General features: G+C 56.8%; 6 protein-coding genes. 1 reads left to right on the plus strand and 5 read right to left on the minus strand.

Annotated elements, in window-relative coordinates:
* Positions 1 to 27: 27 nt before the first annotated feature.
* The 5 genes from BJP07_RS02950 to BJP07_RS02965 form a co-directional block, all read right to left on the minus strand.
* Entirely contained in the window at positions 28 to 1,212 is a 1,185-nt protein-coding gene (locus BJP07_RS02950; protein WP_071565998.1) for an ATP-binding protein, read from the minus strand.
* Between the two features lie 87 nt (positions 1,213 to 1,299).
* Positions 1,300 to 4,611 carry an exodeoxyribonuclease V subunit beta gene (locus BJP07_RS02955; protein WP_071565999.1) on the minus strand — a complete coding sequence of 1,104 codons (3,312 nt, stop codon included), beginning with the start codon at positions 4,609 to 4,611 and terminating at the stop codon, positions 1,300 to 1,302.
* A 1-nt stretch (position 4,612) separates the two neighbouring features.
* Complete coding sequence (locus tag BJP07_RS02960; RefSeq protein WP_071566000.1) at positions 4,613 to 7,384, minus strand: PD-(D/E)XK nuclease family protein; 2,772 nt, start codon at positions 7,382 to 7,384, stop codon at positions 4,613 to 4,615.
* A gap of 75 nt (positions 7,385 to 7,459) precedes the next feature.
* Complete coding sequence (locus BJP07_RS11440; protein WP_255365910.1) at positions 7,460 to 7,675, minus strand: hypothetical protein; 216 nt, start codon at positions 7,673 to 7,675, stop codon at positions 7,460 to 7,462.
* On the minus strand, positions 7,665 to 8,615 hold the full coding sequence (locus tag BJP07_RS02965; RefSeq protein WP_255365911.1) for an ATP-binding protein: 951 nt from the start codon (positions 8,613 to 8,615) through the stop codon (positions 7,665 to 7,667). Before BJP07_RS02965 ends, BJP07_RS11440 begins: the two co-directional genes overlap by 11 nt.
* 1,723 nt (positions 8,616 to 10,338) lie before the next feature.
* On the opposite strand from BJP07_RS02965, the gene BJP07_RS02975 reads away from it, so the two are divergent.
* On the plus strand, positions 10,339 to 11,394 hold the full coding sequence (locus BJP07_RS02975) for a ThiF family adenylyltransferase (RefSeq protein ID WP_177222505.1): 1,056 nt from the start codon (positions 10,339 to 10,341) through the stop codon (positions 11,392 to 11,394).
* Positions 11,395 to 11,639: the final 245 nt, after the last annotated feature.

An 11,639-nucleotide genomic window follows, 5' to 3' on the forward strand; every position in this document is an offset into this window, starting at 1 on the left:
CACCACCATCCAGAGTCAGTACCCGTGTCAGAGTACCCGGTCTTCGGATTGCGTGAAATTGTGCCGCAGGTACTCGGCTGCGGGCACTACTTTGAACTCTTCCAATTGTTGGCCATGTTCGCCACGGTAGACCACCCAGCGCTGTGCCGGATCGATGTCCAACTGGCTCCCCACCGTGGCGACGTTTTTACCGTGGCGTGAACGGAACGTCATGGAGGACTTTATTTTCACAGCGCGCGGCCCGTGCGTCATATCGAGGAGATCTACTTCAATCTTGCTGTCATCACGATAGAAGTACAGCTCGGGAGTTACCCCTTGGTGGTGGTAGCACTTGGCGGTTTCTGCCACGAGAAGGTTCTCCATTACAGCGCCCAACGCCGGAGACCTCACCAAGTCTGCTTTTGTGCGGAGGCCCAGGAGGTGGCAAAGCAGGCCGGTGTCGTAGAAGTACAACTTCGGGGTTTTCGTGAGCGTTTTGCGGGAATTGGTGTGAAATGGGCGCAACGCGAACACGATAAAGCTGGATTCCAGGATGCTTACCCAGTTCTTCATGGTTGCAAACGCGACACCGAGTTCACGAGCCAAGCCGGTGTAGTTGATGAGGTTTCCTGCGTTCAGCGCTAACAGGTTCATCATTTTTTGGAAGGCTTCCGCGTTCTGAACATTGAGTAGCTGCGTGACGTCCCGTTCGACGTATGTGCGGAGATAGTTCTGGTAGTAGATTTCTGGTGGCATATCTATTTGATACAGGCGTGGGTAGCCACCACGAATCATGAATTCTTCAGCGCTTATGTCTGGTCGTGCGGCGAGTGCTTCCCGGAAAGATAGCGGTAGCAGGTGAGTGATGCCCACTCTTCCAGCTAGGCTTTGTGAGATCTTCTCCATTAAAAGGAAGTTCTGCGAACCGGAGAGCACGTATTGTCCAGGTGTGCCTCGTTCGTCCGAAATAACCTGCAGGGACGAGAATAGCTCGGGCGCATATTGAGCCTCGTCGATGATGAGGGCAGAGCCACGATCACGGATAAAACCCGTGGGGTCCTCGGTGGCTAACGCGCGTAGCGTTGGGTCTTCGAGATTGAGGTATGTAAATTCCGGAAACTGCTCGCGGACCAGCGTCGATTTTCCGCTTTGTCGGGGTCCGGTCACGCTGACAATAGGAAACCACGATGCCAGTTGCCCAAGATGCTGGCCCAATTCCCTTGGAATGAACACTATTTCACCAAATCCCTAAAGTGTGACTTACCAAATCCCTAAAGTCACGCCTGTTGATGCAGGTTGATCGGGGTCAATGCGGTCGGCTTAACCCAGTGAACGCGTGCGTATCACAACTCCTTGCTTGCGAGGGAAGAGCAGCTCCAGGCGCGCAATCGGTGCGTCGAGTTTCCCGGCCAAGAGCTCGGCGTACAGCTGAAGCTGATTGAAGTACTCGGACACCGTTTGGGCGTCGGTGCTGACATCCGTTTTGTAGTCAGCAATGACCCAGCTATCCCCGTCGCGGTAGAGCAGGTCAACGACGCCGTCGATAATCGGGCCGCCACTACTGAGTCGGCCGAATACTGGCAGCTCCCTGTAATGCTGGGAAGAAAAGGCGCGCGTGACGGTCTTGCACTGCAACAGTTGCTCCGCCATTGAGGCCAGCGTCGCCTGGAACTGTGCGGGCGCACCACAATCCCGGCTAAGCGTGGCCGCATAATCGGCCGCGGCACCGGCAGCGACGAGGCCATCGAGCGTCGCATGTTCCATCATCGCGTGCAGAGCGGTGCCCACTGCGGCGCCATGCTCAGCGCGAGCCTCCCCAGCAACCACCAACGCCGGGTCGAGTGAAGCGGTCTCCCGTGTGAAGCCAAGCCTTGCGATGTCCGCATCTCGAGCATGAGCCACAGCAGTGCTAGCAACACGGCGTGGGCGAGCCGACTGCCACGCGATCTCCGATGCGTGAAGATCTGGCAACTCCTCAACGCTAAGCTCTGTGGGCTGCGTGACGGAAGCGGTGAAGTCATAGTCGTATGCTGGGATGTCCTCCGCAGCAATCGCTTCGGGGATTGCGCCCTCGGCGATCGTGTTCTCGATGGCCGTATTGAAGGCCTTAGACGCCACGCTGTTCGGGTTATCAGTTCGCTTACACACCACTAAGTGGTCACGCGCACGCGTCGCGGCGACGTAGAAGAGGCGGGCGCGTTCGGCGGCGTCGGCAAGCTTTTCGTGCTCGAGGATCTCCCGTGAACGCGGGGAGGCGAGCCGGAACTCGCTGTACTCCAACACATGGTCCGCAGGGTGTGGGCGGCTGACCTGGGGGTTGTTGTTCCGGCCGCCGTACATCCCGGCTAAAATGACCATCGGAAACTCCCGACCCTTGGACGCGTGCAGCGTCAGAATGCGCACCCCACCCGCAGTCGTGCTCTCCGGGTCGGTGATCTGATGGCGCTCATTAGCCAACGAATCTGTCCACGCGGTGTATTCGCGCAGGGTACCGTGGGTCGCTTCGGTAAACGCGCGCGCATTGTGTTTCACAAACTCGAGGCGGCGCAGCGCCTCCAACGGGAACGAGCTTTGCGCAGCCGCCAGCTCCACCATGTGCAGCTGGTCGCACGCCCACGACACCAGCGCGCCGACGGACATCTCACGGGAAGCCTCGTGCAGCTTCAAAATGAGGTTCAGTGCATCCGGAATGCGTCCAGACAAGTCGTGCAGCCGGGGCCCATAAATGTTCAAACTGTTCCCCGCAGCGGCCCATTGCGCAAGCTCAAGGTCAGAAATGCCGAGCAGGCTCGTGCGTAGCGCAGCGCCCACGGAGAGTGACTCCGCCGGGTCTGCCGCGGCGTGCAGCACGACGTGAAGCTCCTCAATTTCAGGCGCCAGGTACGTTAGCGCAGCGCCTTCCGGGACGTAGGGCACGTCGTGCGCATCAAGGAACGCCATTAACGACGCCGCCTGACGGTGTGTGCGCACCAGAATCGCAATATCGTGCGGCTCCAGCCCAACCAGCGTTTCATGCGAAGTGCCGTCGTCACGTACAACCTTGTCGCGGCGCTGCCAGTCCTCTGCGAGCGCTTGCCGAATAATGCTCAGGATGAGGCGGCATTCCGCTTCCTCCTTGGACAGGTTGTCCTCCTTGATGGCTTCGTAATGCGCGACGATCGTGCGGCTGTTGAAGTTCGCCAGCTCGGGGGCATCATCCAGCCCAGGCCGTGTGTCCAGTGCGGTAAAGGCAACTTCTCGAGGCACAAGGTTCGGGTTTGGTTTCTTGCTTGTGGCCATGGCATTCGGGAAATAGCGTTCGAAGACCTGGTTGGACCAGTCCAGGACTTTCGATGTGGAGCGGAAGTTCGTCGTCAGCTCGACAACCTCGCAGTCCTGCGTGTCACGGGCAGTAAGGTACGTGTCGAGATCCGCGTGGCGGAACCTGTAGATCGACTGCTTCGGGTCGCCCACCGTGAACAAGGCTCCGGGAGTGAGCTCCCCTGTAGCAGGGTCGGTGGCAATCGCGCGCACGATGCGCAACTGGGCAGGATCGGTGTCCTGGAACTCGTCCACAAGCAGGTGTGTAAACCGCGTGTGCACGTCCTCCCGGACATGCGGGTGGTGCTTCAATAGCTGGTCCGCCAGGTACACCAGGTCACCGAACTGGAGCTCACCGGTGCGGTGGCGTCGACGTGCGTTATCCAACACAATCAAGGCTAATGACGCGCGAAGCACCGCTTTGGGACGCGCCGCTTGCCTTTCCACGTTCTCGTTCCAGGAGTTCCAGACACGCTCACACGCCGACTTGATCTCCTTCACAACCGCTCCGCCCCAGTTCGCCTTTCGGCCGCCGTTGCCCTTGCGGAATTTGCCCACCTTGGTGAAATCACCCGCGGCGATTCGCAGTTGCAGCTCCGTAATTTGCTCGCTCAAGGTCAAAGCAAACGCGTCTTCAGGGTCCGAGCACTCGTTGAGGGTGCGCCTGAGCTCATCCACGATTCGTGTGGCTGCGTCCTCATCGAACACGAACGCCTCCGGCAGGGTAGCTGCGATCGTCGGGCCCAGCTCGCCCCAGTTGTCGTCCATGTATTGGGCCAGCTGCTGCAGCGACGACATCGAACCGTTCTCACCTGCGAAATGCTCAAGGGCCTCGCGGAAGTCGGCGTCGAGAATCTTGCCGTCGCTCAGCTCAGCGATCGGGAAGACCCCTTCGAGCGCACTCGAAAACGCTTCGTTTACTCGACGCCGAAGCATGTCGGATTGACGCTCGGCGGCGAAGTTATCCTGTACCGTGATTTCTGGCGGGATGCCGGCCTCTAGCGGGTAGAGACGCAGCAAGCGTTGGCAGAAGCTGTGCAGGGTCTCAATGACTGCGCTGGGCAGCTCAAGCAGAGCGCGATCCGCCACTGGGTTGCCCGCGTTCTTTGCCAGCTCACGAGCGAGACGCTCCGAAAGCTCCGCCGCAGCTTTCTTCGTAAACGTGATCGCCGCGATCTGGGTGACCGGGACCTCGCGTTCCAGAATGAGCGTGAGCAGGCGCTGGACGAGTGAGTACGTCTTACCAGCTCCGGCGCCGGCCTCCACGAATAAGGTGGAGTCAACATCCGTGCGGATCCGCTCACGGTTTTCAAAATCTGGCAACAAAGTCATGTTAGTTTTCACCTTCATTTTCGTGCGCAGGTGTCAGGCTTTGGTAAAGCTCAAAGAGGTAGTCGCTGATTGTGTCGGCCTGGCGGGCGTAATTATTCGCACCCAAGCGCAGGATCGGGGTGGGGAGGAAGCGTTCACTGTCAACCTGCCGAGGGAAGAAGACTCCCTGGGCCATCAATTCCAGGGTGCTGCCCAGCACGTACACGAAATCGTCGTAGCGTTCCTGGTCAAAAACGGCAACGTAGTGCTCCTCATTGGGATTGTCGGCAAACACGAAGTGGAAATCCACGTCCACGCTCGAAGAAATTGTGACCACGTCCTCGCCGACACCCATCTTGTCCAACCACGCTGTGAGCGCACCGTTGGAAATGGCTTGCCACATGGCCAGCCCGTAGAAGTCCGGTTGGACAGTAAACGAGGAAACGTTATCCCAAGCGAGCACGTCCTTCTTCGCGATCCGGTTCCTGCCAGTCTTGTAATCCACCACGCGCAGACGCCGGGTCTCCGGGTGGAAATCGACGCGGTCAATGAATCCCTTCAGCGATACCTGGCCGAAGGAGGTGTCGAAAAATACCTCGATGTCTGAACCCCGACCGAATGCAAGCTCGACACCAACAGGCATCCAGCCTGCTTCCGCCTGCTGACGCTCCGCCTCGAACCAGTCAGCCAGGGCCTTGATCAAGCGCAGCTCGAAGGCATGCCGAGAAAACGCGCTTACCTCGCTGAGCAGAGGCGCACTTAAATGCGCGGCGGTAATCGAATCGAGCACTTCGCGAGCCGCATCCCAATCCAACTCCGCATAACTAGCAGGTCGAGCGGCCACATCGAGCCAGACCTGGCGCGTCCATTCCTCCACGATGGAGTGGAAGATCGTGCCCTTATCACGAGAATTCAGGTCCTCAGTGGGATCCGTCTCAAGTTCGCGCATACCAGCCACGTACTGAATGAAGAAAAGGTACGGGGACTCCACATAGAGGTTCAACGCCGACGCAGAGAACTCATGGTCCGCAATCCAGTCGCTCAGGCCCTCAACGAAGCCGTTGAACTCGTTGTGCGGGTTTCCCTCACTGCGAGCCTTCGCCACTGTCATCGTCTGCTGCGTCGACGCCGGCCATGCTCCCCGCAGGGCGTGGGTGAAGTTGGTGGTTCGCCTGCTTGCTAACGGGAAGTCATTCGCTTCACAGCCATCAATTGGGGTGTTGTCTGCTGGGATCCACTGGCTGGGCTCCCCGCCAAATTCGCCACCACTGAGCTGCTCGGCGTGGATAAACCGCACCTCATTTGCCGTACGCAGAGCGACCTCGAGGATTTCATACTGACGGCTGGTCTCGCGCTCCACGCTAGTACCGAGCTGCCCGAGCGACACACCAGCAGGCTCCGGCACACCGTGCGGCATAAATATCGACGACGCGTTGCATACCAACAGCACGTCCAGATCCCCACCGACCAGACCAGACAACGCACCGACGCGCAAACCGGCCGGAAACGCATCATCGGTACCAAGCGGAGTCGCCTCCGCAGCTTCCCGCAGCGCCTCCTGTGCTGCGAGCACACTGAAGTCGATCCCCAACTGGTCAAACCGCGCCAAGTCCGTAAATAGGGCCTCCGGCACCGGCCCCTGCACATGCTTCTTAGCCAGCTGGAGCGCCTGCGTCGCCCACTCGCTCCAAGAATCAGACGAGCGAAGCACCACCAAGTCGTCGTGGAGTGCAACAACCCAAGCTGCCTCCACCCGGGCGGGCACTGTGCTGCCATTGACCACGTGATCCACGCTGAACTCTTGCCAACGAGGCCAGGAACGCGGGCCGTTCCGGTGACGACTGAGCGAGTCGAACCCGAAGATTGTCGGCCGCTTTCCAGCCGCATCCTGCCAGCCAATCCGCCCGCGCAGAAGGATCTCCGCCAGCTGCGCACGCGGCATCGTGTCGACTTCGAGCGACACCAGCCCGACCACCGTGGCGACCTCCGGGGCGTCAAGTAGACACTCGGTGGTGCCACCGACCAGCGGGAGGTCCTGTGCAGCATCGGCTAACACCGGGTAGAACGCCTGATTCATCAGCGCAACCCCGACGCGGTCCAGCGCATCCTCCTGCGGGGCAGACGACTCGACGATGCTCTCCCGGACCTTGCTGAGCACAGCCAACGCCTGGACGTGCTCATCCGCAACGTCCATCGTGGTGACTTGGGCAGAGCCTTCCGGACGCAAAGGCTCCGGCAGCCGCTCGAGCAGACGATCCTCGGCAGCCGTCAGCCCCACGACATCCCACACAATCGTGCGCTCCGGGATGCGTGCCTGCTCCCAAGCCTCATAGGGAAGTGTCCTGACCGGCGCGCCCTTACCCGATGCCCTGAGCCTGTCCGTTATCCGCTCCGCAATCGCAGCGATCTCCTTCGGCAGTGTCCTGGTACCAGTGAGTCCCCATCGCTCCCGCGGGGACTGCAGCAGCTGCCATACCGCCTTCCGTACACCCGTTCGTGTCGCCGGTTCTCCAGCGAGCCCACGTGCGCGGATCTCGGAATCCTCCGGGAGTTCCTGCAACGCGTGGACCACCAAAGCGGCGACCTCAGCAGCGTCCACCAATCCGGGAAACTGAGACTCCACAAACATCTGCAACGACAGTACTTTCACGCCCACAGCCACGCCGGACTGCGACAACGCATCCATCACAGCATCACGTGCACCTGGCATGCACAACACTGTCACGGGGTTTTCAAGCGGATTGCCGTTCTGTGCTTGGTGGACGGCGCGGATGAGCGGATTCATACGGGACATGGTTCGTACTCTATATGGCGGTCCCGACATTGCGAGGGGAAATAGGCGCGCCACGTTCCGATCGCTGTTTTTCTGTCACTCTTCAAACTCAGGCAGACGAAGAATATCTGCGACCACATGGGTGCGAAGGTACTCGCGCAGATAGGGGAGAGCGAAGTCTGCAGTGCCGCGGTCATAAGTGATTAGGTCGGCCTCGCTAAGGCGGCGTCGATAGTTGTAAGCTTGTTGTTCGCTCACCTCGAGACGGTTGGCGACGTCGCTGATTTTCGAGGCGCCATCATCAAGCGACATTGCGGCAAGGAACCTGCGATCCTCCGCAGAGAGATCGTTGAGCGCTGGTTCGTGAACAAGTTGCCCAAAGTTTCTTCCTGGCGCGAGTGATCGCCTTTTCCGTAGCGTCCATGCGAATTGTGTCAGAGGATTCGAAGCGCCAAGCGAAGTTGCCAATCAACTGGATCATGAACGGATAGCCTCCAGTCGCTTGTACAGCGGTCGCGAGGGCGTCCTCCTCCCACGAGCGGTCAGCCTGCTGAACGGGAACTATGAGGCCCTCACGGACCTCTGTACCTCTGAGCCGACCGAGATCTACGCGATTTGCACGTCTCAGGAACGTGATCGGATTGCGCCCTTCGTCACTAGCAAGGAGAGGTCTCACCGAACTTGGAATACCTGCCAATACTACGGCGATTTCTCTGTTTTCCCGGACGAGGTGTTGGATAGCCGTCGCGAACTCCACAATTTCATCATGGTGTACGAAATGGAGCTCATCGACCGTAATCAAGACACCACTGGCAGAGCGGTTAAATCTTTTGTGGTTTGCGAGTGTGTCAAGAACCTCCGTGAGTAGAGCGCGGAGTGGGCGTGGGTTGTGGGCAGGCCGCTCAGACTCGTGCTTGAGACGCAAAGCACTTGGGCCAACTTGAAACGAGATCCGGGTTGCCCTATCGCTGTCTAGAAAATCTGTGAGTTGGCCTCTCAACTTATCGACGAAGCCCTCAGTCGCCGTTTCGGAAAACGTTAGCCACCCAGCGTCTTTTGCGGTGTCTTCCAACTCGTTGAGTAGGGCTGTTTTGCCAATACCTCGTGCGCCAACGAGGAGTGAGATGCGTTCGTGTGCACCTGGTCCCTCCTCAAGCCCGAGTCTGAAATCATCAATTATTTCGTCGCGGCCGACTAAAAGTGGTGGGCTAGTCCCAAGCGAAGCACGGAAAGGGTTTTGCGCGGTGGTCATAGTTACACATTAGCGCTCTTATGTGGAGTTGTGTGGTGTGTGTGGAGTTGTGTGGTTTGTGCGGATCTGTGTATAACTGGCGGCGGTTGTATGTCAACGTCACGGCGGCTGGAACTTGTATCTGGGAGGGGAGCTGAGCAACACTTTCCGGTACCATCCCCTAACTGACGGGCTGGTTCTGGGCGGAGAACCAAAGGAAGTCCACGCTGATGTACCCGCACGATATTCGCCCGCTGATATCAAACCCACCACAGGAGGATTGAGCACGCTACAACACCAACCGGACGGTGCTTTCTGCGCATGAAACATCTTATAAAACTCTTGAATCGGTGAGGACCATTGGTTATCATTACGGCACAGCTGGCGATAAGTCCTCCAGGGGAGGACTTCTTACCCCGATAGGTGAGATAGCCAGCTCCTTTATGTTTCATGGTCGACCCAAGGTCGCCCCATGGAAGAAGCCGAGCTCTCAAGCGTCGGTTTTATGCACGGCTCAAACCATGTGCATGTCTTACCCTATAAGTGCCGCTGCACAGCCCAAAGGCCATACTCAGCTACTTGCAGTCCCCACGCTGAGGGCGCAGTCCACACGCATAGCGTAGTAGTGCGCTGTATCTAGCTATACACTTCTTCTACTGCTTGTCGTGCAGCATCTCCTCCCCTTCGCCGACTCTGATTCCGGCCATCTTAGCTTTTGACGTCGCGTGAGAAGCCGAGAGCGATGTGCGGGCCAAGGACACGGTGGATACTGCGCAACGGCAGATGCAGGACTTGTTGAAAACGCTGCTTGCCCGTGTGGCGAAGCTCGAAGAGGGCCAGGAGGCACTGGAAGTGAAGTACAACTTCAGTTTGGCTGCTTTTGCGGCAGGTGCGTCAGCGCTATCCCGTGCTGTGTATCGATGTGCATGAGTCCGTGGAAGCTGACCTGTAACCCGGGCTGCCAGTGTGGTGAGAAGTCTTAAGGCTCCGTCGGACGCATCAACACTAGGTGTGGCTGGCGGGGTCTTTTTTGCTGTAGCCAGTGGACGTTTCGGGCTTCCTCTCACGGGGAGCCCGGGCGTGCTGGGTGCCAGGTTTTCACTTCTTCGGTGTCCCATAGTAGAGCTGATTTGCCCCATGTGGCGACAGGGCCGGGCGTGTGCTGGTTCGTGTAATAGTTCGCCCAGGTGCGGGAGTGTTCCTATATAGTTTGTCAACTCTATGGGTGAGGTTGTTGGGGGTGTAAGGCTTCTGCTTCGCCTTGTGGATGTTGTTTTTGGGCATCTTAAGGAGCCGATTGTGCTTTCTGCTCAATCGGCTTAGATGGGGGCTGTTGGGTCTAGGCTGTTGCGGCCTCCTGGACCGGGGGGATGTCTCGATAGAGCACGCCACTGCACATCATGGCGAAGCGGGCGCTTCGACGGTGGACACGGAAAGAGGCGCCCGCGACGCCCAAGATACGAACGCGTCTATTCGAATCAGAATGACCGCGTCTCATCCATTGCGTAGGGTTGGAGGCTTGATCCCAGTACGTCCCTCCGCCAGCATCGGCGAATAGTGATCCTCCTCACATTTTGAGACATGTTGAAAGAAGGGTCACCGAAGTGTAGTAGTCTTTTGCGCTGTACCAATAAACGACAACCCGAAAGAAGGACGCCATGCTGGGACGTGTTTTTAACTAGGGCATTTTAATTCCCCTTCCCAGAAGATGTTTTCTGGGGAGGGGCTTCTCGTAAAGGTATTTATGTACACCGTACTTCCGACCGGAAAAATAGCAGAAACCGAAACTTCCATCATTATTGGTCTCGGTAGTCGACAGCTAGTCGTCTCAAAAGACAAGCGTGAGTACTACAAAGAAATTCTAGAAGCTGTCCAATTTGGGCTTAGCGACGCTGACGCCAACTTGATAAAGGAAAAAGATTTTAACTTTAGAGACGCGTTTGATGCCTTAGAGCAAGGAGGTGTTATCTCCTCAAAGCGGTTAACGACTTCAAAAGCAGATGGGATTCGATACAAATCATCTTTATATTTGAGTTGTTTCGCTAACGATGTTGAAAGCGTTTCGGACAGGATGGAAAAAACGACGATCTTCGTAATAGGATGTGGCGGGATCGGTAATCATGTTGCCTACAGCTTAAGCTCGTTCAATATCAAGAAGATGATCTTGATTGACGGAGATATAATCGACGAGACTAATCTGAATAGACAATTTTTGTTCGGTGTTGAAGATATCGGTAAACCGAAGGTCGACGTACTAGCTAAAAAGATTCACTCGCTCCGTCCTGATCTGGACATACAAACTTATAACGACTTTGTTAAAAGCGGTATCCTGACAAAAATTCTTGATGAGACTAGCGGTCCTGCAGTAGCGGTGCTATCCGGAGACAGCGAGGATCTATTGCTCAATATCTGTCCGATACTCATCGAGAATAGAGTTCCGTTTTTAAACGTCGGATATTTGAACGACATCTCCGTGATTGGCCCATTCTGGACAGACACTGAAGATGCCTGTCCTTTCTGTTTCAACGGTCTGGGAGTACAAGAGGATTTAAGCAGCGAGGACAGCTTATCGAATTACTGTTCTGGCTATCAGGCTCCGTCTTGCATGGTTAACAATTCCTTTGCTGGGGCAATGGCAGTCTCCGATATTATTAATTTCTGGTCTGGCGACAAGTCACACATCAAATCGGTAAACAAACGAGTTGGCTTCGCGAACTCTACTTTTGAAATATTGAATGTCCCTTTGCGAGTTGATAGCCATTGCCCCGTCTGTTCTTCGATAAATCAACATGGCAAATAAACACTCAAAGAATTGGTTGCTCAAAGATGCGGCAACCCCTTATTTTGCAGCTCAACTTTTAACAACCGTAGGGCTTTCGATGCCCCATGCGATACTTACGCCACTTTTGTTGGAAAAGTGGGGTTGCCCGCAAATCGTGGACACGTAGTGGGGCTACCTAGTGTTTAGGCAGCTATTTCTTTTCTACTGGTGGTTAGACCAATGTGGTTTTCGAAGTCGACGGGGCTGACCATTCCTAGTGCAGA

The organism is Corynebacterium sp. NML130628 (assembly GCF_001875665.1).
Taxonomy (GTDB): Bacteria; Actinomycetota; Actinomycetes; order Mycobacteriales; family Mycobacteriaceae; genus Corynebacterium.